21 protein-coding genes are annotated in these 26,193 nt (G+C 61.6%); 18 read left to right on the top strand and 3 right to left on the bottom strand.

Going from position 1 to position 26,193, the window contains the following annotated elements; genetic code table 11:
* Positions 1–73 precede the first annotated feature (73 nt).
* Both G503_RS14995 and yidC read right to left on the bottom strand, forming a co-directional pair.
* On the bottom strand, positions 74–2,131 hold the full coding sequence (locus tag G503_RS14995) for a sulfatase-like hydrolase/transferase (RefSeq protein WP_051191188.1): 2,058 nt from the start codon (positions 2,129–2,131) through the stop codon (positions 74–76).
* A complete protein-coding gene (gene yidC, locus G503_RS14990; RefSeq protein ID WP_051191187.1) occupies positions 2,118–4,082 on the bottom strand; it encodes a membrane protein insertase YidC in 1,965 nt (654 codons plus the stop codon). Before yidC ends, G503_RS14995 begins: the two co-directional genes overlap by 14 nt.
* A 254-nt stretch (positions 4,083–4,336) precedes the next feature.
* Between yidC and G503_RS0111315 the strand changes: the two genes are divergently transcribed.
* The 3 genes from G503_RS0111315 (at position 4,337) to G503_RS0111305 (ending at position 6,349) form a co-directional block, all read left to right on the top strand.
* Positions 4,337–5,278: a serine O-acetyltransferase gene (locus tag G503_RS0111315; RefSeq protein ID WP_028027656.1), complete on the top strand. Its 942-nt coding sequence runs from the start codon at positions 4,337–4,339 to the stop codon at positions 5,276–5,278.
* A 208-nt stretch (positions 5,279–5,486) separates the two neighbouring features.
* On the top strand, positions 5,487–5,852 hold the full coding sequence (locus G503_RS0111310) for a hypothetical protein (protein ID WP_028027655.1): 366 nt from the start codon (positions 5,487–5,489) through the stop codon (positions 5,850–5,852).
* Positions 5,849–6,349, top strand: a complete 501-nt coding sequence (locus tag G503_RS0111305; protein WP_028027654.1) for a type II toxin-antitoxin system VapC family toxin — start codon at positions 5,849–5,851, stop codon at positions 6,347–6,349. The genes G503_RS0111310 and G503_RS0111305 overlap by 4 nt, the downstream gene beginning before the upstream one ends.
* A gap of 114 nt (positions 6,350–6,463) precedes the next feature.
* On the opposite strand, the gene G503_RS0111300 is transcribed toward G503_RS0111305, so the two are convergent.
* A complete protein-coding gene (locus tag G503_RS0111300; protein WP_028027653.1) occupies positions 6,464–7,909 on the bottom strand; it encodes a helix-turn-helix transcriptional regulator in 1,446 nt (481 codons plus the stop codon).
* A gap of 247 nt (positions 7,910–8,156) precedes the next feature.
* On the opposite strand from G503_RS0111300, the gene G503_RS0111295 reads away from it, so the two are divergent.
* The 15 genes from G503_RS0111295 to hydG all read left to right on the top strand — a co-directional run bounded on the left by G503_RS0111295 (position 8,157) and on the right by hydG (position 26,184).
* The gene (locus G503_RS0111295) at positions 8,157–9,782 is read left to right on the top strand and encodes an FAD-dependent oxidoreductase (protein WP_028027652.1); all 1,626 of its coding nucleotides are present in this window, start codon (positions 8,157–8,159) and stop codon (positions 9,780–9,782) included.
* A 215-nt stretch (positions 9,783–9,997) separates the two neighbouring features.
* Positions 9,998–10,768, top strand: coding sequence for a response regulator transcription factor (locus G503_RS0111290; protein WP_028027651.1), 771 nt, complete (start codon positions 9,998–10,000; stop codon positions 10,766–10,768).
* A 212-nt stretch (positions 10,769–10,980) separates the two neighbouring features.
* Positions 10,981–11,433, top strand: a complete 453-nt coding sequence (locus G503_RS0111285) for a VOC family protein (protein ID WP_051191185.1) — start codon at positions 10,981–10,983, stop codon at positions 11,431–11,433.
* Between the two features lie 18 nt (positions 11,434–11,451).
* Positions 11,452–12,171: an electron transfer flavoprotein subunit beta/FixA family protein gene (locus G503_RS0111280; RefSeq protein WP_028027649.1), complete on the top strand. Its 720-nt coding sequence runs from the start codon at positions 11,452–11,454 to the stop codon at positions 12,169–12,171.
* A gap of 27 nt (positions 12,172–12,198) precedes the next feature.
* On the top strand, positions 12,199–13,113 hold the full coding sequence (locus G503_RS0111275; protein ID WP_028027648.1) for an electron transfer flavoprotein subunit alpha/FixB family protein: 915 nt from the start codon (positions 12,199–12,201) through the stop codon (positions 13,111–13,113).
* A 62-nt stretch (positions 13,114–13,175) separates the two neighbouring features.
* A complete protein-coding gene (locus G503_RS0111270; protein ID WP_028027647.1) occupies positions 13,176–14,639 on the top strand; it encodes an FAD-dependent oxidoreductase in 1,464 nt (487 codons plus the stop codon).
* 80 nt (positions 14,640–14,719) lie between these two features.
* Entirely contained in the window at positions 14,720–15,568 is an 849-nt protein-coding gene (gene ddr / locus G503_RS14985) for a dihydrodaidzein reductase (protein WP_051191183.1), read from the top strand.
* 93 nt (positions 15,569–15,661) lie between these two features.
* Positions 15,662–16,141, top strand: a complete 480-nt coding sequence (locus tag G503_RS0111260) for a hypothetical protein (RefSeq protein WP_022741750.1) — start codon at positions 15,662–15,664, stop codon at positions 16,139–16,141.
* Positions 16,142–16,206: 65 nt separating this feature from the next.
* Positions 16,207–18,135, top strand: coding sequence for an oxidoreductase (locus G503_RS0111255; RefSeq protein ID WP_035023034.1), 1,929 nt, complete (start codon positions 16,207–16,209; stop codon positions 18,133–18,135).
* 70 nt (positions 18,136–18,205) lie between these two features.
* Positions 18,206–19,519: an FAD-dependent oxidoreductase gene (locus tag G503_RS0111250; RefSeq protein WP_028027645.1), complete on the top strand. Its 1,314-nt coding sequence runs from the start codon at positions 18,206–18,208 to the stop codon at positions 19,517–19,519.
* On the top strand, positions 19,516–19,827 hold the full coding sequence (locus G503_RS0111245; protein ID WP_028027644.1) for a ferredoxin family protein: 312 nt from the start codon (positions 19,516–19,518) through the stop codon (positions 19,825–19,827). The genes G503_RS0111250 and G503_RS0111245 overlap by 4 nt, the downstream gene beginning before the upstream one ends.
* A 211-nt stretch (positions 19,828–20,038) precedes the next feature.
* Complete coding sequence (locus G503_RS0111240) at positions 20,039–21,877, top strand: NAD(P)-binding protein (RefSeq protein WP_028027643.1); 1,839 nt, start codon at positions 20,039–20,041, stop codon at positions 21,875–21,877.
* On the top strand, positions 21,871–23,583 hold the full coding sequence (locus G503_RS0111235; RefSeq protein ID WP_028027642.1) for a [FeFe] hydrogenase, group A: 1,713 nt from the start codon (positions 21,871–21,873) through the stop codon (positions 23,581–23,583). The genes G503_RS0111240 and G503_RS0111235 overlap by 7 nt, the downstream gene beginning before the upstream one ends.
* An 89-nt stretch (positions 23,584–23,672) precedes the next feature.
* On the top strand, positions 23,673–24,749 hold the full coding sequence (hydE, locus tag G503_RS0111230) for a [FeFe] hydrogenase H-cluster radical SAM maturase HydE (protein WP_035023031.1): 1,077 nt from the start codon (positions 23,673–23,675) through the stop codon (positions 24,747–24,749).
* On the top strand, positions 24,742–26,184 hold the full coding sequence (hydG, locus tag G503_RS0111225) for a [FeFe] hydrogenase H-cluster radical SAM maturase HydG (RefSeq protein ID WP_028027640.1): 1,443 nt from the start codon (positions 24,742–24,744) through the stop codon (positions 26,182–26,184). The genes hydE and hydG overlap by 8 nt, the downstream gene beginning before the upstream one ends.
* Positions 26,185–26,193 lie beyond the last annotated feature (9 nt).

Raw genomic sequence — 26,193 nt, 5'->3', positions numbered from 1 at the left:
GGGAACTGTGGCCGAACTGGTACTCCACTGAAGCTGAGGGATGGCACGCCAGGGGTTTCGGCGGAACCGACCGCTATTCGTCGAGGGGGCGGTTTTTGTTGGGGATTTCGATGACGGTGCCCGTGGCTTTCCAGTCATTCCAGTCGAGCACATCGCCGTCGATTTCGTACTGCGTCCAGTCCATGTCCTCATGGTAATCGGTGGTGGTGCTCCAGTAGAAACGAGGCCGCGCCCCATCCGTTACCTCGAAGATGGGGGTTCCATAGGAGGAGCCGTCGCCGCCCACTGCATCGATGACAGTCGCCGCGTAATCAAGGTGCCCGGTGGGTACATCCGATGTTTGAAGAGGCTGCGCCGCTTCTTCGGAATTTTCAGCGGGCTTTACCAGCATGATCACCGACGTGGGCTCGGTGATGCCCTCGGGAGAGAGCTGCCAGTTGCCGTGATCGGCTGTGACGAGAATGGTTGCGTTGTCGTAGATGCCGAGCTCTTTCATCTGTCGGAGATATTCGTCGACAATTTTCAGCGTGCCCTGGGCTTGCTCGGTGAGGGAGGTTTCGCCGCCAGGGGTATTGCCGTTGGCGTCGAGGGTGTAAGGCTTATGGGGGCCCAGCAGGTGAATGAATCGGAAGCTCTTTCCCTCGTTGTTGAGGGAGAGGCCCTGGCCTTGCAGGCCCTCGAAAAAGTGCGCATCGTCAACGGTGTAGGGTCGTTCCTCTTCGGGGCCACCCGAGGAAAACGCGCGATTCAAATCGTCGGTGGTGAACCAAAACCATGGTTTGAGCGCCCAGGGCATATCGCGATAAAGCGACACGCGAATAAGAACTTCGAGCATCTGCCCGGGATCCATCGAGGAGGCACGCCGCTCATGGATGTTCATGACGTAAGGTTCGGCGTTCACGACATCGGTCCCCATGCTATCCGAGTATACGCCCAACGTGTATCCGGCATTTTGAATGTCTGAGAGAAAATGGCTCTTCTCGAACCAAGTTTGAGTGAAATCGGTAAAGGTTTGGGTGCCGTCGGGCGCTCGGCCGGTAAGGAGAAAGGGAATGCCGTAGCGTGTCGGCACCATGGAGGGTGTCGCGTTGCGGAAATAGGTGAAGCCGCTGAACTCGTCCAGCGCCGCGGGGTTCTCTTCCAACACCTCATTCAGATAGCGGGCGTCGTAGGTGTCAAGGACGAAGACCACGACGTTGTCGCTTTTGGAAAGGGTGTACAGCCCCTCCCGCGTAGCCGTTACGGTGGCTCGCCGTTGGTCTTCGGAAGGAGTGTGGTGGGCGATGAGGCTCGCTGCCCCGACACCCTGCACGATGACGAGCCCCACGGCGATAACCATAGTGGCGGCCCGTTCGACGCGCACATGCTTCAGGGCGACCCACAGGGCGGCGGCGATTATCGCGATCCAGACAATGGTGCTTATAACCGTAATGGAAGCGAACTGGCTTAAATCGAGAGATGTGCCATCGGCGACGGGCAGCATGGCGTTCATGAGCATTGCCTGCAGGTAAGCGCCGAGGCCTATCGCCACCATTACGCCTATACCGATATCGAAGGCTCTTCCTCGGAGAAGTGCCAGGCCAAGGGCGCAGAGCACTGCAAGGGCAATGCCAAAGGCGGTCACGAGCGGCACGATGGCGAAAAGGTCGAACAGCAGTCCCGAAGTGGTGCCGCCCACGATCTCAAGAGGGGGCAATACGAACAGCGTCCCTATGGTGAACAGACTTGCAACGACGGATCGGATAAGCCGCTGCGACCAGTTGAGAGTGCGTGTTTGGGGGGAAGGGCCGGAGTCGTTCCGCCGCCGCGCGGCATCATCGGCGGCTGCGAGCAATTCCGCGGCACCCGGTTCGGACGGATCGATGGGGTGGACGTCGCCCTCTACGTACTTCCCACTGTTTTCGTCGATATGCAGCAAGCGCATGAGGGCGCGACGGCTGCGACGAAAGGCCACGCCCAGCACAGCGCTGAGCGCCACGGCCACGCCGGCGAGGGCTTGAATGGTGTAGGTCATGACGGAAGGGTCGACGTAGGCCAGGGCTACGGAGGGGAAGCCCGCTACGAGTACGCAGGCGGCAGCCAAGATGGCCAGCGCGTCATGGGCTGCGAGCAATGCCTTACGCCGCTGCATGGTGATCCTCTTCCTGGTCATGGTTTGCTTGGGAGGGGCCGCTGTCGCCCGATCGTTCCTGTTGTTTTGAGAGAACGGCATTCAGCAGATAACGTCCTGCCGCTGCACCGCCGGACCCTAAGTTGAAGACGAACCCCTCGCGGATGGAAAGAATGCGGTCGCGCCATTGCTCGCGATGGGCCAACATATCGGCTATGACATCGGGGAAGAGGGCAAGCTCGTCGAGAGCGAGGGATTTTCCCAGACGATTGCGGAGGTTGATATCCGTGGAGTCGATGCCGAAATCGCGCCAATGGGGATTGCGCACCTTCGGCGGCGTGTCGATAAACACGGCTGGCCGCAGGGTGGTGAAACAGAACTCGCAAAAAACGCTTGACCAGTCTGTCACGATGACGTCGGCGGTGAGGATGGTATCGTTCGAGCTGAAGTCCTGCTCAAAATACAGCTCTTCGGGCCCAACGGATTCCCAGCGCGCCTGCAGCGCCTCCCAGCGGGGGCGATAGCGCTTGGTGTACTCGGGATGGGGTCGCACGACGATACGGTACCCCCGTCCGACCAGCGACCCTATCAGTTCGTCGATGCAGCAATCCAACAGGTTGTCGTCCTGCCAACTGGGAGCCAGCACGATACTGGGGCGATCTTTCCCCGCCTCGATGTCCTGCTGCCGCATGGCGTAATCTTCCAGATCGCGATCAAGCAGGTCATAACCGCATTCCACGAGGTTCTTGTGGCGAATGCCGCGCATATCCTCGATGATGCGCATTTCGGCGATTTGGTGAGGACCCGTGCACAGAAGCGTGTCGTAATTGTCGTATTCCCCTATGGTGGAGGTCATGTCCATTGAGGTCATGTGGTGGAACATGTACACGTATTCGATGTCGCGGCGTACGTACGAGCGCTTAATATAGAAGTTATCCAGATCTCCCAGCGTGGTAACGACCACGTCGGCATCCATTTTCATCATAAGGGTAATGGCTCGCTTTTCCCCGATGTAGTACGGGAATATCCGGGGCTGCTGCTCGGCGAGGGCAAAGATGCGGTCATCGGGGTCGTTCGTCACGTAGTGGACAGTGATGTCCGAATGGGCGAGCAGCCATTCGATGGCTCCCCGAAAGTATTTGTAGAAGCCGCTTCCCTCGGAGTAGAACACGATGTGCTTGTTCGCTGTGCCGAAGAAGCGCTTGAAGTCGGCCCGTTCTCGTTTAGCGAGGGGGTCTCGCCAGCTTCTCCATCGAGATCGACCACCTGAGAGGGCATTGAGCTCTTCGAGTTCCCGACGACTCGCTTCCAACTCGTCGTAGTCGATGTAGTTGCGCGGATTCACTGCGATATTGCATACAACCTGTACGGCTATGGACAGCAGGTTCGAGCATATCCAGTAGAAGGCCATACCCGCAGCAACGAACATGCCGAGGAAGAGCGACAAGGCGATGGAAAGTCCGTTGGTGGTGTTCTTCTCAGCCCGTGATTGTTCCTTTTGCAGAGGGTTGATGCGATTTTGCGCGAAACCCATAACGGCGGCAGACAAGGCTGCCAGCAAGGGCATCGTCCAGGATATGCCACCTGCCTCCACGGGTACGAGCCCGAGAAACTCGGTGCCAGCGGCGCCGCTGTCGGTGATGCGGTGGATCACATCGACCAATCCGAACAGGATGACGATCTGGAGGGCAAGGGGGATGAGCGAGAGAAGAGGATGGTAGTGCTGCTCTTTGTAGAGGGCTGTCTGTTTCTCGCCGATCGTTTCCGCGTCCCCGTAGTAGCGTACCTTCAAGCGGTTCAAAGCCGGCATGACTTTCACCATAACGATGGAGTTCTTCTGCACCCACAGGGCCACGGGCATGAGGACGATCTTAACGATGAGAGTGAACAAGAGGATGGCGATCCACCAATTGTGGCTGAGGTCGTAACAAGCCTGGACAATGGGCGCGAATACGTCTGCAAGCGCTTCCATGGGAATTCGGGTTCTCCTTTTCCGTATCAAACCTTCGGGATTATAGACCTTTTGCCTTGTCTTTGGGAAATAAGCTGACGATTTGCGCATATTGGAACGACGGGGTGCTTCGACCGGAGGCGCTCCGTGTCCTCAGGGAGAATGTCGCCGCCTGGTAGCACTGATTGCCATGGGAAACTGCTACACTAGGGGCAAACGTGAAAGCGCCCAAGGGAATGCCCTTTCAAGGCGCACCGACGAGCCGAGGAGGGCCTATGTTCGGAGATAATCTGGAACGAATCGTTGCCGATATCGAGAAGAATTACGAAGCGGACGAGATCTTCTTCACCAAGCCCGGACGTCGTTTCCCCAGCCGCGCGGCGATCAAGGGGCTCATCACCGAGCTGCGCCGCGTGCTGTTCCCCGGGTACTTCGGCCCCGAGATGCTGTCGCCTTCCACGAGCCCGTCCTACTTCATCGGCCAGACGCTCATCGAGATCGAGAGCGTCCTGCGCGAGCAGCTCATTCTGGCGCTGACCTACACTTCCGACGACCGCGATGAGCTGGCGGGCAGCGGCAACCACCTGTGCGGCGGCTGCACGAGCGATTCCATTTGCGAGCAGACCGACGAGATCTGCGCGAAGTTCTTCGAAGAACTGCCCGGTATTCAGCGGGTGCTGCTCACCGATGTGCAGGCGCTCTATGACGGCGATCCGGCGGCCGGCTCAAAGGAGGAGGTCATCTTCACCTATCCGGGCTTGTACGCCATCTACGTCTACCGCATCGCACACGTGCTCTACGACATGGGCGTGCCCATCATCCCGCGCGTGATGACCGAGATCGCCCATTCGTCCACTGGCATCGACATCGGCGCCGGCGCGCACATCGGCGAGTACTTCTTCATCGACCACGGTACCGGCGTGGTGATCGGCGAGACCACTACCATTGGCGATCACGTGAAGCTGTACCAGGGTGTTACCCTGGGCGCGCTTTCCACCCGCGGCGGCCAGCGCTTGGCCGGGGTGAAGCGCCATCCCACCATCGAGGACGACGTGACCATCTACTCGAACGCCTCGGTGCTCGGCGGTGAGACGGTTATCGGCAAGGGCTCGGTCATCGCCGGCTCTACCTTCGTCACCTTCTCGGTGCCCCCCAATTCCCGCGTGTCGGTGAAGTCCCAAGAGATCACCGTCCGCCAACCCGGCGAGCGGGATTAGGGGCGATTGAGCCCATCAGACAGCAACCGATGCGCCCCGCTGCGGGATACAGCGAGGCGCTTTTGTATGGGGAAGGGATGCGGGGAGGCGGTGCCCGTGGGCCCAGCTGGTACGGCTTGACCTGACTGGCCTCGATCGGCTTCCTGATTTCGCGCGGGACAAGGGGCTTTCAGCGTGCTATACTGCTAGCATATTGAAAGGAGCGGCTATGCCGAACGCGCAGATGAACTTTCGTATCGATGCCGAGCTGAAACGACGGGGGGACGAGCGCTTCGCGCGCTTAGGTTGCACGCCGTCGGGGGCCATGCGGCGGCTCTACGAATGCGCCGCCCGTTACGACGACGAGTCAGAGGCCTTGCTGCGGTCGCTTCTCAAGCCCGAAGAAGCGTCGCCCGAGGACGAGGGCGAGAGACGGGCTCAGGCCGTGCTGGATTTCGAAGAGCAAACCAAGGAGTTCTACCGTTCCCTGGGCATCACCCATGGGCTTTCCCACTACCCCGTGACGAATGAAGAGCTGCGGGAAGTGCTGTACGAGGCGAAGATCGAGAGAATGGTCGAAAGGGGGCTCTGGTGATTACGGGAGAAAACGCCATTGTTGTTGATAAAAACGTCTGGCTTGATTTCTATCTGCCCGACCGCCCTCTGCATGAACCGGCTACTCGGTTCATCAACACCGTCGAGAAATGCAATGCAAATGTGGCTATTCCCGCCGATGCGGTCAAGGACGTCTTCTATGTGCTGGGGAAGCAAATGAAGCAGCTTGTCCGCGAAAATGGGGGCACGGTTGACGAGGCCACGGCGCGGGCCATAAAAGATTTCGCTTGGCGCTGCGTCGATCACATGACCGACCTTGCCGTGTCCATTCCCCTCGATGATCGCACGGCGTGGCTGACCCGTCATTATCGCGACATCACGTCCGATTACGAAGACGGTTCGGTGCTCGCCTCCTGTGCACTGTGTAAGGCTCGCTACCTGGTAACACACGACAAGGACCTGGCCGCCCGCGCCGAAGTCACCACCAAAACCGCCGCAGAAATGGCCGACCTCATCGCCCACGCCCACCGCTGCTAGGGCTATAGAGATGCCGCGGCTCATCCTCGCCCAGTGAGGGCGTTTCCTCCTAAGTTCTTCCAAGGAGTTCTAAGTTCCACTAAGTTTCCTGGTTTGGTGCGTGACCGGCGTTCGCTAGCTTTGAATTCCCGTTAGCGATGACCGTTCTGCTACGTCCAGCAGTTCTTGGCGGGAATGGACGCCGATCTTGGCGTAGATATGGCTGACGTGGCTGTGGGTGGTGCTAGGAGAGATGAACAGCGCTTCCGAAATGAACGGCTCGTTGCGGCCCTTCATTAGCAGCGCCACCACTTCGGTCTCACGGGCCGTAAGGCCGTAGGTTTCGGCCAAAGCTTGCGTGACCTGTTCGGCGTCGGTGGCCTCAGGAGCCATGGCGGGCCGCTCGAGCCCCCAGAGCGAGGCCACGTTGCGGCTGCCGAACAGAAGCGACGAGACCAAAATCATGGCCAGCAGGAAGAAGAGCAGCGCCACATGCACAATGCCAGCGGCCATGGAGGCCATAACAAAAAGGGAGAAGCCAGTGGCAACGAGCGTGGCCAGGCTGACGAGCCCTCGCACAATGCCGTACAAGGTGTTGAAGGCCACATTTGTTTCCAGGAATAACTCGAAAAGCACGGCCCACAGCATGAGCTCAAGGCAGGTGTACCCCGCGGTGGTGGCGGCCACCGTGAGGACGGCGGTAGATTCAAAGGGCAGCCAGTAGCTGCAAATGCCCAGCGTAAAGGCAAGCAGCTGCAAGGTGCTCAGCACCCAGTAGGCTTTCTTTAGCTTGCCGATAAGCACCAGCGCCACCACGGTCGTGCCGGCGCGAGCAAGGGTGTGGGCCAGATAACTCTCTTGGAACACCTCAATGGATGCGCTGCTGGCGGAAATGCGCATGAGGCCGAAGGCGATGCCGAAGACGGCCAAGCCCAGCAGCAGCTTCCAGGGAAGCTTTTGGGTGGCAGCCCAGAAAGAGGGCTGCGGCTCTGCCTCTCTCGCATCCGGGCGCTCTCCGTTTTGGGCGTGGCCCCCTTGCGTTTCTGCCGCGAGCCCCGCAAGCGAGAGCAGTGGGAGCACAGCGCAAACATAGCCTGCCGCGGTTCCGAGAAAGGCCACGGTCAAATACAGAGCAGCTGCGACGAGCAGCGCCCAAGAGAACAGCATGACGACGTCTTCTGCCGATTGGCACTGGCGCAACGCTCGGCTGACGAAAAGATAGAGTAGAAGACCCTCGGGCAGGCCCACCAGGCAGGCACCGGCAATGAGCGATGCATCGGCATTCGCGCCCCAGAGAACTAACAGCGTGCCGCCCGATGCAGCCAAGGTTACCGCTACACGCAGAAGGCGGCTTTCGGTTACGCGTTGCGCCAGGGCGGGAGAGAGAAATGCCACAACAGCCACCACGGCCGTACTGACTGCCAGCGCCACGAAGTTCGCCAATTCTACCGCGGCGATACCCCCTGGGCCTGCGAGTGTCGTTGAGAAAAAGACAAGGCTCATCCAGCCCCAATAGATGCCCAAATCGAGGATGACGCCAAGGCGCGCCCGCCGGACGTGTGCTTCCAGTTCTGTTCCCATGGATCCCTCCCCCAAACGTTCGGGCTCAGCTTACCACAGGCCGCGGTCATCGTCGGGGAACGCGTCAAGCGGCGGTTAGATACTATTTCCACTGGTTCGGTTGATGGGTATCAACTAGTTTAGATGATGCCTTCACCAGGCATTTTCTCCATGATAAGGGCATCACCTGAGAGCCGCGAGTTGCGGTGGGTGAGAGGATGGAGGCCCTTGGCTTCCGCAAAAAAGCACCGATACAAGGAGGGAAACAATGACTGAAATGAAGGGCATTTCGCGTCGCAGCTTTCTGACTGGTTCCGCCGTGCTTGGCGGGGCGGCCGCTTTGGCCGGCTTGGCTGGTTGCAGCCCGGCGCCGAAGGAGGCTCCGCTGGCTGAAACGGGCGCGGCTGAGGAAGATTGGCTTGGCGAGGCTCCCGCGCTGACCGAGGCCGATTGCGACAATGTGGTGGACACTGATGTAGTGGTTATCGGTTCGGCGGTATCGGGCTCGCTTTCCGCATTTGGCGCGCTGGAGAATGGTGCCCAGGTGGTCGTGCTGGAGCGCAACAAGATCTTCCACTATGGTGGCAATCAGGGTTCCTTCCTGAACTCCGAGTTCCAGAAGCAGTCGGGCAAGCCCGTCTACGATCCGAAGGAGATTGTCTATCACATCGTGGGCAACACCGCCAATCGCTGCGACATTCGTCAGTGGCGTGCGTGGGCCGATCGTTCTGGCGAGCTGGTGGATACCCTCATCGAGAAGGTGCTCACGCCTGCGGGTATCCCCTTCACCTGCTCTCCGGCTCCCGATGAGCCCGAGCTGTGGCTGAATCGCGTGTTCGACATCAACGTGGTTCTGGGCGATCCCACGAAGGACAACTACAAGGAGTTCCTGGCGGGCATGCATGCCTATCTGGCCGATAACGGCGCCGACATTCGCTACAACACCAAGGCCGAGGTGCTGGTGCAGGACGAGTCCGGCCGCGTGACCGGCGTCATCGCCACGGGTGAGGATGGCTCCCGCACGCTGTTCAATGCCGCCAAGGGCGTTATCGTGTGCACGGGCAGCTATGCCGGCAACGCCGCCATGGTGAAGAAGTTCCAGCAGGAAAAGGTGGCGAAGCTGCTGGAGGAGGGCAACGTGTACACCATGTACATGGAGGCCGACGACATTTCCAGCACCGAGCCCATGGACGACGGCATCGGACACCGCATGATGTGCTGGGCGGGCGCCGAGATGGAGGGCGGCCCCCACGGCTTCCTCGGCTGGCCGAACGGCGGCCACATCGGCTGCCCGAATCTGGAAGTGGACCAGGCGGGGCGTCGTTACATGAACGAGGCTCTGTTCCCCGTGAACCAGGTGCAGCAGGTGGTGTCGGCGGCTTCTATGCCCAACGGCGCTTTCACGTGGGAGATTTCCTCCACCGAGGATAAGCTGATGCCCTGCTTCATCGGCATCGATCCGAACGTGCTGGACACCATCGCCAAGAGCGGCACCGGTGTGTACCAGGCCGACACCTTGGAAGAGCTGGCCGAGCTCATCGATGTTGACCCTGCCGCCTTCACGGCTACCATCGAGCGCTACAACGAGATGTGTGAGAAGGGTGTGGACGAGGACTTCATGAAGAGCGCCGAGTACCTCATTCCCGTGAAGACCCCGCCCTTCTATGCCTTCAACGAGAAGTGGGTGTTCGTGTGCTCCATCGCCGGCGTGCATACCAACGACAAGTTCCAGGTGCTGAGCGCCGAGCATGAGGTGATTCCCGGCCTGTTCGCTGCGGGCAACACCGTGGGCCGTCGCTTCGGCTACGCCTATGAGAGCTCGGGCATGGGCATGTCCAACGCCCAGGCCATGGTGGCTGGCTACGTGGCGGGCGAAACGGCCGCCACTGCTTAGCGACTGCAGGTTCCGCGGGCTTCGCGTCGCGGGACGATACAACCGCGCCCTCCCTGGATGGGGCCCCGCTTGCGCCTTGCAGCGGGGCCCCGTTGTTTGAGGTGTGGTGTATTGTGAGAGGAAAAGGGTACGAAAGGATACCGTCCCAAGAAGAGAGAACATTGATACAATCGAGTCCAAATGAATTCTTGAATTCGATCAGGGAGAAGCCCTTTATGACCATGTATCGCGAAACTCCCGACTCCTCTGAAGAGCCGTTGAGCCAACATTCCGGCACGCTTGACGATATTCGCCACCGCGCTTATCGAGAGCAATCTCGGGAAGATACCGTGGGCATTATGATCTGCGATAAGGATCGTCTCTTCGTGGAGGGCATTGCAGCCCTTATCGAGCAGTGGGATGAGTTCGACTTGCTGGCTAAGATCTATTCCTACGATGATGCTATTGAAGCGGCCAAGGAACATCTGCCTGCGGTAGTGCTGTTGGGCGCTCGTGTGGGAGACACCCCGTGCGCTCCGGTTATTCGCGACATTTTGGCCTTCGACCCCGGGGTGTGCATCATGGTGCTGGCGTCGTCGGGGGATTCTCGCGAGGTGCTGGACGCCCTGCGCGCCGGTGCCATGGGCTATGGCGTGCGCAATGAGCTTTCGGTCGATCGGCTGCGCGGCACTATTTGGGGCATGGTCTGCGGGGAAGTAGTGTTTGACGGGTCCATTCGCACCCATTTGCAGGAAGCCCTGCTGGCTTCCGACAGCAAGGTGCCGGCGCCTTCTGATGGCGAGCCGGGGCTGTTGAAATTGCTTACCCAACGAGAGAAGGAAATCCTCTGTCTGCTGATGGACGGTCTGTCGAATCAAGAGGTAGCCGCGCGCCTGTTCATCAGCGAGCCCACAGTGAAGAAGAGCGTCAGTCGCATTATCGATAAGCTGCAAGTGCAGAATCGCGTGCAGGCCGCTGTGTATGCGGCACGCCATCTTCCCCGCTAGTCTTCAAGTATCCGAAAGAATATCCATTCGACACCCTTGCACCGCAGGTCAAGGGTGTCTTTTGTTTCTTATCGGTGAAGTAATTTATATCCCAACTCCGATACGTTTGGGGCTAGGGGTCAGACCTTTCAACCTCCTATGATAACGGCGCGTTAGGGCTCAGGCGGAAACGCGGGCCTATACCAGTCGAGCTGTTTGGAAGGAGCCAAACCATGAAGGGCAAGCTGATTCGTGTGTGCGTCGTGGCCAATGATGCGACCGAGACTATGAAGGATTTCAACGATCTGTTCGGGGTCGAATTCTACGGACCGTTCGATGACGAGCACGTGAAGTTGAAGGTGGCGCTGCCCCGCAGCGGCGGCATGGAGGTGTCTTCTCCGACGGCCGCCGACGACCCCATCGGTTTCAGCGCCTATCTGCAGGAGAACGGTGAGGGTGTCAAGGGCATTGCTTTGCGTGTGGATGATATTCAGGAAGCCATGGAAGAGCTGAAGGCCAAGGGCGTGCAGCTGGGAGTGTACTTCGAGCACAACTTGATGAAGGAGTGCATTATTCCTCCGCAGCCGAAGACCCACAACATCGAGGTGGCCCTCAACGAGTTCCCCGACGAGGATCCGGTTGGCCAGGCTGTGGCTCGCGACATGGGCATCGATCTGTACGCATAGGGCAAAGCGGAGGAAGCAATGAAAGCAGTAGCGATTTTCAAGTGGGCGCCCAATCCCGATGACGCGCTGGTGCGTGTGGATGGCACCGTGAATTGGAGTACGGCCCGCCACGATGTGGGTGACGACGATCACGCCGCGTTGGCCTGCGCCGTGGCTGCGGCTGAAGGCGATGAGGTGGTTGGTTTGTGCGTCGGCGGCGGCGATACCTCGTTTGCCGCAGCCCGTGGCGCCGAGCGCACGGTGGTGCTGGAAGGCTTTCCGGTGCCGACCGACTCGGCCACCATGGCTCGCGCCTTGGCCGATGCGGTGGCTGAGGTAGATGGTGCCGGTTTGGTGGTACTGGGCGATGCCGATTGGGATCCGATGGTGGCTCCTCTGTTGGCCTCTTATCTGGGATGGCCTCTTTTGACAGCAGTGGACACGGCGGCGGCCAACGCCCAGGGCCTGATGGTGACGCGTCGTTGGGGCATGGGCACCCAGGATGTTCTGGTGGAGGGACCCGTGGTGCTGGACGTGGCCGCTCGTCGCGAGGAAGAGGAGAAGCCGGGTATGCGCCAGGTGCTGGCTGCCCGCAAGAAGCCGTCTGAGTCCAAGACGGTGGAGGGCGATCGCTCGGCGTTCGTCTCGCGGGGCACGCGATTGCCCGATGCCACGTCGTCGCGCCTGTTCGACGGTGCCGATCCGGCCAATGCCGTGGAGCAGTTGGTAAGCGTCTTGAAGGCCGATGGCGTGCTGTAGGCCCTGGAAGCAAGAAAGGATTCCCCTATGAGCAACAACGTTGTAATCATCGTCGCCGATGATATGCCGGTGGGCACCGTGGTGGCCGTGGCCAAGCGGGCTGATTCGCAGGTTCGGGCCGTGGTGGCCGGCTCCCGCGAGCTGGCGGAGTCGGTGGCGGGTGCCGGTGTGGCATCGGTGTGCTGGGTGCCTCAGCCCGAGGGCGTGCCGACCGAGGCCTTGGCCGGTGTAGTGGCGCAGAAGGTGCAGCAGCTGGCTCCGGCAGTGACGCTGGCTCCCAACGCCGCAGCTTCTCGCGTGCTTGCCGGTGCCGTGGCCGCCGCTCTGGACGCGGCTGTTGCCTCGTCGGTAGTGGCGGTGAACTTCGAGGATGGCAAGACGGTCGTGGAGCGCCTGGTGGCCGAGCAGCGCGCTGTTGAGACGTTGGAGACAACGGCGCCGGTGGTGGCGCTGGTGTCCGACGGTGCCGAAGACGTGGAGGAAAGCGCCCCGGCTCCCATTGAGGAAGTGGCCGCTGCCGTTTTGGCACCGATGACGGTGGCCGCCATCCATGAAGGCGAGTCCGGTGGAGCCGATCTTGCCAACGCCCAGCGCGTGGTAGGCGTGGGTCGCGGTCTGACGAGCAAGGACCAGCTGGCCCTGGCGGAGGCTTTGGCGGGCGCCCTGGATGCAGAGATCGCTTGCAGCCTTTCCCTGTGCGACGACTACCGCTGGTTCGAGCATGCCCGTGTGGTGGGCACCTCTACCCAGCGTATCGCCCCGCGTCTGTACGTGTCGGTGGGCATTTCGGGTCAGCCACAGCATATGACTGGCGTGCGCGGCGCCAAGACCATCGTTGCGATCAACAACGATCCCGAGGCACCTATTTTCCGCAACTGCGCCTACGGCATTGTGGGCGACTTGAACAAGGTGGTTCCCGCGCTGACCGCAGCGCTTTCCTAAATCAGGTAGTACGGCATCTCATGCGGAGATGTCGGCACATAAGAAAAGAGAAGGAGAAGAGCATGGCGTTCGATACTGAGTACGACCTGGTCGTCATCGGCGGCGGAGCTTCGGGGAAGTCCGCGGCCCTCGAGGCGGCGCGCGCTGGCAAGAGCGTGGTCATCCTCGAGAAGATGCCCGAGACGGGCGGCCTGTCCATGTTCGCCGAGGGCACTGCCGCCTTCGAGTCGAGCGAGCAGAAGAAGCTGGGGAAGCCGGCCCATCCCGACCGTCATTTCCCCACTAAGCAGGAGGGCTACGACAAGTTCAACTCGTACAGCCACTATCGCGCAAACTTCGACGTGGTGCGCGCCTTCGTGGACAACTCCGCTGATACCATTGACTTCCTCAAGGACCTGGGTGTGGAGTACAAGACGGTGACCATTGCCGCCTATGATGACCCCAACGAGGTGTGGACCTTCCATCTGCCCGACGGTCTGGGCGCTCGCGTGCAGGAGCTGCTGTTGTCGGCTGTGGAGCATGCCGGTGTGGACATCTTCACCGAGACTCCGGCCACCGAGCTTATCATCGAGGACGGCAAGGTTGTGGGTGTGGTCGCCGAGTCCGAGGGCGAGCCTCTGCGCGTGGGCGGCAAGGCCGTGGTTCTGGCCACGGGTGGCATGGGCTCCAACCCCGAGCTCATTGCGAAGTATTCCTGGTTCGCGCCCAGTGCTTACAACATGAATACCCTCACGCCGCTGCAGAATATGGGCGACGGCCTTCAGATGGCTCTGTCTGCCGGTGCCGACGACACCAACATCGTCACCTGTCCCATTCTGGCGGCCGGCGCCCGCGACAAGGCCATGGACTCCCACATCGGCGCCGCCGGCGTGCAGCCGGGTGCCATCTGGATCAACAAGACCGGCCGCCGTTTCGCCAACGAGGGCACCGCTGAGAACATCGGCGATATCGGCCCGCTGTACGGCAAGCAGCCTGACGGCATTGTGTGGTCGGTGCTTGACCAGGCCAACATCGACCGCCTCGTTGAGAGCGGATCTGAGATTTCCATCGGCGAGTTCGTTACGTTCGGTCGCCCGCTTGATCGCCTGCGTATGGAACTCGACCAGGATGTGGCCGACGGCGTGGCTTTCGCGGCCAACACCCCCGAAGAGCTGGCCGAGAAGATCGGCGTATCTCCGGAGAACTTCGCCGCTACTGTGGCCGCCTACAACGAGGCCTGCGCTACGGGTGACGACAAGGAATTCTTCAAGCAGGAGAAGTACCTGCGTCCGCTTTCCACCCCGCCGTTCTACGCCGTGGCCCTCGCCACGGGCACTATGGGCTCCGCCGGTGGTATTCGCATCAACGGCAATATGCAGGTAGTCGACAAGAACTACGAGCCCATCCCCGGTCTGTATGCTGTGGGTCTGGACGCTACGGGCCTGTACGGCGACTCCTACAACATGGAGGTGCCGGGCGCGGCTAACGGCTTTGCTCACACCTCGGGCCGCATTGCGGGCCGTCATTTCGCGGCTCATCAGGCCTAACCCCTTAGTACGTAAGGCCGCGCGGCCGATTTCGCGCCGCGCGGTTTTCGTGAGAGAAGAGATTCGAGAAAGGAATCATCATGGCAAACATCCCCAGGCTCGTTGGCGCTCCCGATTTCGGTAAGCTCGTCGCTCCGGAGGAGTCTCTGGGCAAGCGCCTGGAAGGTAAGCGCGTGTTGCTGACCGGCACCACCAAGGGCGTTGGCCGCGTGACCCAGGAGCTGCTGTGCGCTCAGGGAGCCTTCGTGTGCGGCTCCGGCCGCTCCAAGGGCGTGGCTGCCGAGGTGGCCAACGAGTTGGTGGCCAAGGGCTACAAGGCCGCAGGTTTCGACGTGGATCTTTCCGACTACGAGGCCGTGAAGAAGTGGGTGGCCGACTGCGCCGAGCTCATGGGCGGTATTGATATCGTCATCAATAACGCTTCGCATCCGGGTATGGCCCCCTTCGGCGAGATGACCCCCGACATCTGGGCCTATGGCATCCAGAACGAGCTCGATCTGGTGTACAACGTGTGCAACTGCGCATGGCCTCATCTGATTGAGGCCGGCGGCGGCTCCATCATCATCACCTCGTCCACCGTGGGCCTGCAGGGTTCCAACTCCCCCCAGGCCTGCCATGCGGCCGCCAAGGGCGCTTGCCTGGCTCTGGCCCGTCAGCTTGCTGCTGAGGGCGGTCCCTTCGGTATCCGCTGCAACTCCATCACCCCCGGTTTGGTGTGGACCGAAGCTATGGCCAACATCCCCAAGGAGATGGCCCAAGGTCTCATTGCAGCCCAGACCACCCAGCAGGCTATCGATCCGCTCGACATCGCCTATGCCTACTTGTTCCTGGCTTCCGATGAGTCCCGCTTCATTACGGCAGTCAACCTGCCGGTTGACGGCGGCTGCGCTGGTGCGGTAACCGGTGGCATGCAGGGCGAAATCGCTTAAGGAAACGGCGGCGCGCCGGTCAGGGGAATGAGCCGGCGCGCCTTCGTGAGGCAATGCGAGGAGCTTCAGGGAGTTCCTCGAGAGGAGGATAAAATGAAGGGTCCCATTGGATTCGGAAGAGTTGTCAACATCGTCATGAATATCATTTTGGGCCTGTGCATGTCGCTGGTCATGTTGACTGCGGCGGGTGTTCCGCTGTTGCCTGAAATTGTCATCGAGGCTTGGTTTGCCAGTTTCTGCATCGGCTATGCCTTCGGCGATATTATTCCCGTGGCTTCGTGGGGGCCGGCGCTGTGCGCCAAGTTGAACCTGCGCGGCGGTATTGGGTTCTACCTGATCAACTCCGTGATTCTCGGTGTGTACTTCGGCACGATCATTTCGTTCGGCAATATGCTGATCAACAACCTGCCGACTTTGGGCTGGGCAGCGGTGTTCGGCGGCTTTGTCGCTTCGTGGCCGTTGGTGGCTCTGTCGGCGGTAGTGCTGGTGATCATCTTCCTGTGGCTTGCCCAGAAGATCGCCAAGGCCATCAGTGGCTTCGATCCTGCGGCGGCAGCTCGCGAGGCTCACTAATTTAAAGGTTTTCTCGAGCATCTTATCGACTCTTATCATCGTATTAATCAGAAGGGATTGAGATAATGAAGAAGAACCAGCATTTCCCGAAGCTGTTCGAACGCGGCTATATCGCCGGCCTCGAGATCAAGAACCGCATCGTGCGACAGCCCATGGGCACCGAGTTGGGCAATCCCGATGGTTCTCCCAGCTGGGCCACGGTGAAGGCCTATGCCGAGGCAGCCGACGGTGGCGCGGGCATCGTGTATATGGATAACGCCGGTGTGACCCAGTTCCATCATGTGGGCCTGTCCATCGCCAGCGATCCCTACATCGGCCCGATGTCCATCTTGGCCAAGACGCTGAAGCACCACGGTGCGGTGCCCGGCCTGCAGATCGTGCATCCCGGCCGCGACGCCGCCTTCGTGGCAGGCGACGATCTCATCTCGTCGTCGCGCGTTATGTGGGAGCCTTGGTACGAGAACGGTGGCGGTGTGCCGCGCGAGTTGACCATCGAGGAGATTCACGAGTTCGTGGAGGCCTTCGGCGATGCGGCCGAGCGTGGTCAGCGCGCTGGCTTTGAGATCATCGATGTGCACTCCGCTTGCGGCGTGCTGCTCTCCAACTTCCTGTCGCCGCTCAACAACACCCGTACCGACATGTACGGCGGCTCGCTGCACAATCGCATGCGCTTCCTGATGGAGGTCATTCGCAACATCAAGCAGAAGACCTCGGTGCCGCTGTCCATTCGTCTGTCCGGTTGCGATTTCGAGCCCGGCGGCATCACCATCGAGGAGACCATCGAGGTGGCCAAGGCCTGCGAGCGTATGGGCGCCGACGTCATCAATATCACCTGGGGCAGTCATGCCGAGGTAGTGAACGCTGCCGGCCTGCTGTCTCCCCACGGCGCAAACCATGTGGATATGGCCAAGCGCATTAAGGATGCGGTGAGCATTCCGGTCATGTTATGCGGCGGCATCTACACTCCCGAGATTGGCGAGCAGCTGCTGGAAGACGGCGTGTGCGACTACGTGGGCATCGGCAAGCCGGCTCTGGCCGATCCGTTCTGGGCCAAGAAGGCCGAGGAGGGCCGCTCGGGCGACATTCGCCCCTGCATCGGCTGCGGTGTGGGTTGCCACGACCGCGGTATGCTGTCGGGCGGTATGGTGCAGTGCGCCGTTAATCCCACGCTGTACCAGTTCGATCGCGAGTACTTCCCGAAGACCGATCGTCCGAAGAAGGTAGCCATTATCGGTGCTGGCCCTGCGGGCAGCACTGCGGCTCTGACCGCTGCCGAGTGCGGTCACGACGTGACCCTGTTCGAGGGCCGCGAGGTGGGCGGCGTGCTGAAGGAGGCCTCGGTGCCGGTGTACAAGGAGGACCTGGGTCTTCTGGGCAAGTACTACCAGCGCCAGATCGCCAAGTCCAACGTCAAGCTGGTTGAGGAGAATGCCACGCCGGAGACCATCGCTACGGGCGACTTCGACGCTGTAATCGTTGCCACGGGCGGCAAGGTGCGCGAGTTGAACCTGCCTGGTTTGGATTCCGACAACGTGATTTACGCCATGGATCTGATGAAGCAGGGGTGTCAGCTGGATGCCGACAAGGTGGTCGTTGTGGGCGGCGGCATCGTGGGTGCCGAGGCGGCTCTCATTCTGGCCGAAGACTTCGGCAAGGACGTCACCATCACCACGCGCCAGGACAACTTCTTTGTGCCCGGCGTGATGGGCATCGCCTACATGACACGTCTGGCCATGGCCGGCGTGAAGACGAAGACCCGCGCCAACCTGGTTGAGGTGAAGGACGGCAAGCCGGTGTTCTCCACGATGAATGGTCTGGAGATGATGGATGTGGATGCCGTGGTGGTGTCGCCCGGCTTCCTGCCCACCAGCCAGATGCGCGACGACATCGAGCAGATTGCCGATGTGGACACCTACGTGATCGGCGACGCCAAGGCCCCGCGTCTGGTGATGGACGCCGTGCACGAGGGCTACAAGACGGCCATCAACCTGTAAGCAAGCAGAAGGGGTGCCCGCATATTTGGGGCACCCCTTCTGGAAGAACGATCACCGAAGGAGGTGCTGCGTGGAAGAGCGCGATTTCGATATCATCGTCGTGGGCTGCGGCTGTGCCGGCGCCATTGCGGCCTACGTGGCAGCCAAGCAGGGCAAGAGCGTGCTCATCGTGGAGCGCGGCGAGTCGGCTGGGTCGAAGAACATGACCGGCGGCCGCATTTACGCTCACTCGCTGCGTAAGGTTTTTGACAAGTACGCCGATGGCGACGTCGAATGGGACAACATCCCCTTCGAGCGCAAGATCACCCATGAGCGCATTGCCCTGATGGATCCCACCAGTAACATGACCATCGATTTCACCAGCAAGGAGCTGGGCGAGGCGGGTAGTGACAGCTACAGTGTTCTGCGCGCTCCCTTCGATGCGTGGCTGGCCCAGCTGTGCGAGAAGGCTGGCTGCGAGATCATCGCCGGCATCGGCGTGGAAGATTTGGTGAAGGATGACGCGGGCGCCGTTATCGGCATCAAGGCCGGAGACGACGAGATTACCGCGCAGGTGGTGATTTTGGCCGAGGGCGTGAACTCCCTGCTGGCCGAGCGCTGCCTGGGTGCGCCGCGCCCGAAGCGCAGCGAGATGGCGGTGGGCATCAAAGAGGTGTTCGAGCTGTCTCCGCGCGCCATCGAGGATCGCTTCCTTACGCCCGAGGGCGAAGGCGCGGCCATGCTGTTCGTGGGCGACTGCACCCACGGTACGGTGGGCGGTGGTTTTCTGTATACAAACAAGACGTCCATTAGCCTGGGGTTGGTGGCCACCATCGAGGAGTTGTCGCTGAGCAACACCACTATCTATCAGGCCATGGACGACTTCAAGCGTCATCCGGCTGTGGCTCCCATTATCCGCGATGCCACGATGACGGAGCATTCGGGGCACATGGTGTCCGAGGGTGGCTACGACATGATTCCGCCGCTCGTGCATGATGGCTGCCTGGTGGTAGGCGATGCGGCCATGCTCTGTATGAACTTGGGCTATCAGGTGCGCGGCATGGATCTGGCCGTGGCATCGGGTCAGTTCGCTGCTGAGGCTGCCTGCGCCGCCATCGACGAGGGCAACGTGAGCGCTTCGGCATTGATTCCCTACCGCACGATGCTGGAAAACAGCTTCGTGGTGAAGGATCTGAAAACCTTCCGCGCCTGGCCTCAGACGATGGAGAAGTGGGATCGCATGTTCACGGAGTATCCCACCATGGTGGCCGATGTGTTCAACGCCCTGTTCGTTGTGGACGGCATGCCGCAGCAGCATCTTGTCAAGCGCTTGCTGCCGGTGGTGAAGCAGCGCGGTTTGCTGAGCCTGGCCAAGGAAGTGAGAGGAGCGCTGAAGGCCCTATGAGTACCGTGCCCGAGATAACGGTCAGCGTTGACGAGCTGATCGGCGCAAACAAGTACAACGTAGATGAGGGCGGCTCGCATATCGGGTTCACGGCTGAGGATGTGGACGCGCTTGACGAAGCCGAGTTCCTGAAGTTGGTGAAGGTGTGCCCTGCGGCTCTGTACAAGATAGGGCCCGATGGTCGCAAGAGCTTCGACTACGCGGGCTGCTTGGAATGCGGCACGTGCCGCATTTGCTGTGAGGACACCATCGTGGCACGCTGGAACAATCCGGCTCCTATGATGGGCGTGCAGTATCGTTTCGGCTAGGAAGTGTCTGGTCGTCGTTTGTAAACCAAGAGTATGAAAGACTGATTCGCCGTGAGCGGTGATGGTGCGGACTCGACGATTTTCCTAGAGCGCGAACGTGGGTGAGGTGTCGCCGACCGCTGAGAGGTGTCGTGCAGGGCGTATGTTGCCAATTGGAAATACGGCGCGCGTTACCTTGTATCAGTTGATCCTCAACAGGAAAGAGAGAACTATGGGGCGTTTAACGGTAGAACCCGCGGCGCGAGCCGACGGGCGGATGGGAGAGTTCGTCGAGGCGTTCGCGCGTCGCGTCGAAGCCATGCCGCCAGGGCAGTGCCCGGTGGGGATGGTGCTGGGACAGTTGCAAGCGAGCATGGTGCAGACGTGCGGCAAGTGCACGCCGTGCGCTCAGGGTATGCCGAAAATTGTGGCGCTGCTGCGCGACGTGGCGGAGTTCCGTGCCACCAAGGCGACGGTCGACGCGATTCGTGCTAAGGCCACGCTGCTGCGCGACACGGCCGATTGCGCTGTGGGCTGGCAGGCGGGTCAGATGGTGCTGGCCGGTCTCGATGCCTTCGCCGACGAGTTCGCCAGCCATGTTGAGGCGGGGGAGTGCGCGTCCGGTACGCGTCAGACGGTGCCCTGCGTCACCCAGTGCCCGGCTCACGTGAACGTACCGGCCTATATCGCGCTGGCCGAGGAGGGCCGCACGGCTGAGGCCGTGAAGATGATTCGCAAGGACAACCCGTTCCCGACGGCCTGCGCCCTGGTGTGTGAGCATCCGTGCGAGGAGCGCTGTCGCCGCGCTATGGTGGATGCGTCGCTGAACATTCGTGGCATCAAGAAGTATATCGTGGATACGGTGGCGGCCGATACGGTGGAAACCCCGCAGCCGCTGCCGGCGACGGGCAAGCGCGTTGCCGTGGTGGGTGCCGGTCCCTCTGGTCTCACCTGCGCCTACTTCCTAGCTCTGATGGGTCACGAGGTGGTGGTGTACGAGGCGCGCAAGAAGCTCGGCGGCATGATGCGCTACGGCATTCCCGCCTACCGTTTCCCTCGCGAGCGCTTGGACGAGGACATCCGTGCCATTCTGGGCGCTGGGTCCATCGAGGTGAAGACCGAGTGCGCCGTTGACGCGGCCGAGATGGCGAAGCTGACTGGTTGGTACGACGCTGTGTACGTGGCCATCGGCGCCCAGGGCGGCAAGACCCTGGCGCTGGAAGGTGCTGATGCCGAGGGCGTGATGAGCGCTGTCGATCTGCTCGGTATGATTGGCGACGGCGAGCATCCGGACTTCACCGGAAAGAAGGTGGTCGTTATCGGTGGCGGTAACGTGGCCATGGACTGCGCCCGCACGAGTGTGCGCTTGGGCGCAGAGTCGGTGACGGTGGCTTACCGTCGCCGCCTGGAGGACATGACGGCACTGCCCGCCGAGGTGGAAAGCGCCATTGCCGAGGGCGTTGAGATGATGTGCCTGCAGGCGCCCGAGCGCATCGAAGTGGGTGCCGATGGGCAGGCTACGGCGCTTGTGTGCCAGCCCCAGCGCATCGGCGCGGTGAAGCGCGGACGTCCTGCGCCGGTGGCTGCTGACAAGCCGGAGCTGCGGCTTGAGGCCGACATCGTGCTTGTTGCCGTGGGCCAGGCCATCGAGAGTGCCCCCTTCGAGGAGTACGGCATGGAGGCCGATCGCACTTACTTCGTGGCTGACCAGTATCTGCGCGCCATGGGGCAGGAAGGCGTCTTCGTGGGTGGCGACTGCCAGTGGGGCCCCAAGACCGTCATCATGGCTATCGCCGCAGGCAAGACGGCTGCGGCCAACATCGATCACGAGCTTGGGTTCCACCACGAACTGGACTGCGGTGCCACCGTGCCGCCGGCGCATCCCAATGATCGGACGGCTTACGGCCGCGTGCAGGTAGCCGAGCGCCCGGCGTGCGAGCGCAAGCACGATTTCGAGGGCGTGGAGGTCCCGATGACTGATGAGGAGGCGGCTCAGGAGTGCCACCGCTGCCTGCGATGCGACGTGTACGGCATAGGTGCGCTAACCGGAAGGGGGCTTGAGGCATGGTAACCATTACGTTGAACGGCCGCGCAGTGGAGGTGGCCGAGGGCTCCACGCTGCTTGAGGCCGCCGTGGCCATGGGCGTTAACATTCCCACGCTGTGCTATTTGAAGGATCTGAACTGCATTGGCTCGTGCCGGGTGTGCTTGGTAGAGGTGGAGGGCCAGGGCCTGGTGACGGCTTGCAATACCGCTGCGGCCGAGGGCATGGTGGTGCGCACCGACACCCCGCAGGTGGCTGCGGCGCGCCGGGCGAACCTGCAGGCCATCATGGATGGCCATCGCGCCCTGTGTGCCACGTGCGTGCGTCAGGACACCTGCGCCCTGCGCTCCCTCTCTAGCGCTTTCAATGTGCAGGATGCCGACGAGGCCCTGCCTGTGCCGGAGCCGTGGGATGCCGATTTTCCGCTGCAGCGCGACAGCAGCAAGTGCATCAAGTGCATGCGCTGCGTGGCCATCTGCGACAAGGTGCAGCATTGCGGCGTGTGGGACTTCACGGGTGTAGGCCCTTCGATGAAGGTGATCGTGCGTGACAATCTGCCCATCGCCGATGCCGGCTGCGCGCTGTGCGGTCAGTGCATCACCCACTGCCCGACGGGCGCTCTCACTGCTCGCGATGACGTGAACCGTATTATGGATGCCATTCTGGACCCGGCCGTGGAAACCGTGGTGCAGGTGGCGCCGGCGGTGCGTGCTGCCTGGGGCGAGGGTGTGGGGCTTTCCCGCGCCGAGGCTACCCCGGGACGTTTGGCTGCGGCCCTGCATGCGGTGGGTTTCGACAAGGTGTTCGACGCCGATTTCGCCGCCGACCTCACCATTATGGAAGAGGGCAGCGAGTTCGTGGAGTTCCTGGGATCCGACAAGCCGCGCCCCATGTTCACCAGCTGCTGCCCGGGCTGGGTGCGCTTCGTGAAACTGCACTACCCTCAGTTCACCGCCCAGCTTTCCAGCGCCAAGTCGCCTCATCAGATGATGGGCGCTGTGGTGAAGAACACCCTGGCGGCTGAGGCCGCCGAGGCGGGCAAGCGCCTGTTCGTGGTGTCCATCATGCCCTGCGTGGCGAAGAAGTACGAGTGTGACGTGCCGGAACTGGCCACCGAGGCCGATGCCGATGTGGATGCGGTGCTTACCGTGCGCGAGTTCAATCGCTTGCTGCGTATGGTGGGTGTGAACTGCGCGAATCTGACCGAGACTCCTTTCGACAACCCGCTGGGGCTGTCCACTGGCGCGGCCACCATCTTTGGCCGCACTGGCGGCGTGATGGAGGCAGCTCTGCGTTCGGCGGCCTTCCTCATCACCGGTGAGAACCCCGATTTCAGCGTGTGCGACACCACCGATGCCACGCCGGAGACCCCGTGGATTTCCCGCGAGCTGACGGTGGGCGACGCCACGGTGCGCATCGCCGTGGCCAGCGGCTTGGAGAACACGGCGAAGCTGCTGGATGCCTTGGAGTCGGGCGAGGCGGCCTTCGACTTCGTCGAGATCATGGCTTGCCCCGGCGGCTGCGTGGGCGGCGGCGGCCAGCCCATCGCGTTCAACTGCGAGCTGGCCAGCGACCGTGCGGGCGTGCTGAACCGCCTGGACGCCGACGACACCCTGCGTTATTCCCACGAGAACCCCGATATCGCGCAGCTGTACGCCGACTGGATTGGCGAGCCGCTGAGCCACACGGCTCACGAATGGCTGCACACCGATCAGGAGACGTGGCAGATTTAGCAACGAGGGCGGGAAAACCCGCTTAAGGGGCGGGACGGAGAGCGACGCCTGCGTCCCGCCCCTTGTTATTTTGGAAAGGAGGATGCGCCATGGCAGATAACGTAACGTCGCTCGTGGACAGCTTGGCTGCCGGGCGCTCCCTTTCCGCGGACGAATACGAGCGGCTTGTTACCGCTCGCACGCCCCAGCTGGCTGACGAGTTGGCCGGCCGCGCGCGCGAGGCGTGCGAGCGTGTGTACGGCGACGCCGTGTTCACCCGGGCGCTTATCGAAATCAGCAATGTGTGTCGCAACGATTGCTACTACTGCGGCATCCGGCGCAGCAACCGAGACTGTGCGCGCTACCAGATGGATGCCGAGCAAGTTATGGCCTGCGCTCGGGAGGGGTGGCGTGCGGGCTTCCGCACCTTCGTGCTGCAGGGCGGCGAGAGCTCCATCCTGACCGATGCGTGGCTGGGCGATCTGGTGCGCGATTTGAAGGCGTCGTTTCCCGGCTGCGCGGTCACGCTGTCGGTGGGGGAACGGTCGCGTGACAGCTATCGGCACCTGAGGGAAGCGGGTGCCGACCGCTACCTGCTGCGCCACGAGACCGCCACGCCCGCGCATTACCAGCAGTTGCACCCCGCGGCCATGAGCTTCGATACCCGCATGGAATGTCTGCGAAACCTGCGTGAGCTCGGCTATGCCGTGGGCACGGGCTTCATGGTGGGTTCGCCTTTCCAAACGCCGGCCCGCATCGCCGCCGACCTGAAGTTCATCGAGCACTTCAAGCCCGAGATGTGCGGTATCGGCCCCTTCGTTCCCCACCACGGGACTCCTTTCACGAACGAAGGGGCCGGTACGGTAGATCTCACGTGCTATCTGCTTTCCCTGATTCGGCTCATGCAGCCCGCAATGCTGCTGCCGGCCACCACGGCGCTGGAGGCGTTGGAGCCCGACGGCCGTGAACGCGCCATTCGGGCTGGAGCCAATGTGGTCATGCCGAATGTGTCGCCGGCCATGCTGCAGGAAAGCTACGAGTTGTACGACCGCAAGCCAGTATCGAAGAAGACGGCATTCCAGAAATGGGCCGAGCTGGAACGGAAGCTCGCTCCGCTGGGCCGCCGCCTCGTCGTTGACCGGGGAGATGTGGCCGAATCGAGTCCGAAGGAGGATCGTCGTGGCTAAGTACGATGTGCGTTCGCCGCGCGCCGACGAGTTCATCAATCACGAGGAAATCATGGACACTCTGGCTTACGCCGAGGCCCACAAGGACGACGTGGAGTTGGCGCGCTCCATTTTGCAGAAAGCCCGCGCCAACCTGACGCCCGCCCACGACCACGGCACGACGCTTACCCATCGCGAGGCCAGCGTGCTTCTGGCGTGCGACGATGATGCGATGAACGCCGAGATACGTCAGCTCGCTCGCGATATCAAGCAGGCCTACTACGGCAATCGGGTGGTGCTGTTCGCGCCCCTGTATCTTTCCAACTACTGCGTGAACGGTTGCTTGTACTGCCCCTATCATGCGAAGAACCGCGAGATTCCGCGCCGCAAGCTTACCCAGGAGGAAATCCGCGCCGAGGTGGTGGCCCTGCAGGATATGGGCCATAAGCGCTTGGCCGTGGAGGCGGGGGAAGACCCGCGCCACAACCCCCTTGACTACATTCTGGAAAGCCTTCAGACCATTTACACCACCAAGCACGAGAACGGCGCCATCCGCCGCGCCAACGTAAACATCGCTGCGACCACCGAGGATGCCTACCGCCAGTTGAAGGCGGCGGAAATTGGCACGTATATCCTGTTCCAGGAGACCTACCACCGCGAGCGCTACGAGGTGCTGCACCCCACCGGGCCCAAGGCCGACTACGCCTGGCACACCGAAGCCCACGACCGGGCCATGGCCGCCGGCATCGACGACGTGGGGCTGGGTGTGCTGTTTGGGCTGGAGGGGTACGCCTACGAGTTCGCTGGCCTGCTCATGCATGCCGAGCATCTGGAGGCGGTGTTCGGCGTGGGGCCGCACACCATCAGTGTGCCCCGGGTGCAGCCGGCTATGGATATCGACCCCGATGCCTTCGACAACGGTATTCCCGACGAGATGTTCGAGAAGATCATCGCGCTTATTCGCATTGCGGTGCCTTATACGGGCATGATCATCTCGACGCGAGAATCGGCCGACCTGCGTGCGCGGGCACTGCAGCTGGGTGTGTCGCAGATTTCCGGCGGCAGCCGTACCAGCGTAGGAGGCTACACCGATGAGCAGCGGCCGCGCGACACCGAGCAGTTCGACGTGTCCGACCAGCGCACGCTGGACGAAGTGGTGGGATGGCTGATGGACGAAGGACATATTCCCAGTTTCTGCACGGCGTGCTACCGTGCTGGACGTACGGGCGACCGCTTCATGGAGTTCTGCAAGAGCGGTCAGATCAGCAGCTTCTGCGCACCGAATGCCCTGATAACTTTGGCGGAGTATCTGGCCGACTATGCCTCGCCGGTGACGGCGGCTTCAGGTTGGCAGACTATCGAGCGCGAACTGGCGCTGCTTCCCGAAGGGCGCCGCGACGCTTGCGCGGCCTACATTGCCCGCGTTCGTGATGGCGAGCGCGACTTCCGGTTTTAAGAGGAGATG

Source organism: Adlercreutzia mucosicola DSM 19490 (genome assembly GCF_000422625.1).
GTDB classification, from domain to species: Bacteria; Actinomycetota; Coriobacteriia; order Coriobacteriales; family Eggerthellaceae; genus Adlercreutzia; species Adlercreutzia mucosicola.
Note: the sequence above shows the minus strand (reverse complement) of the source record. Positions and strands in the feature narration are given on the sequence as shown.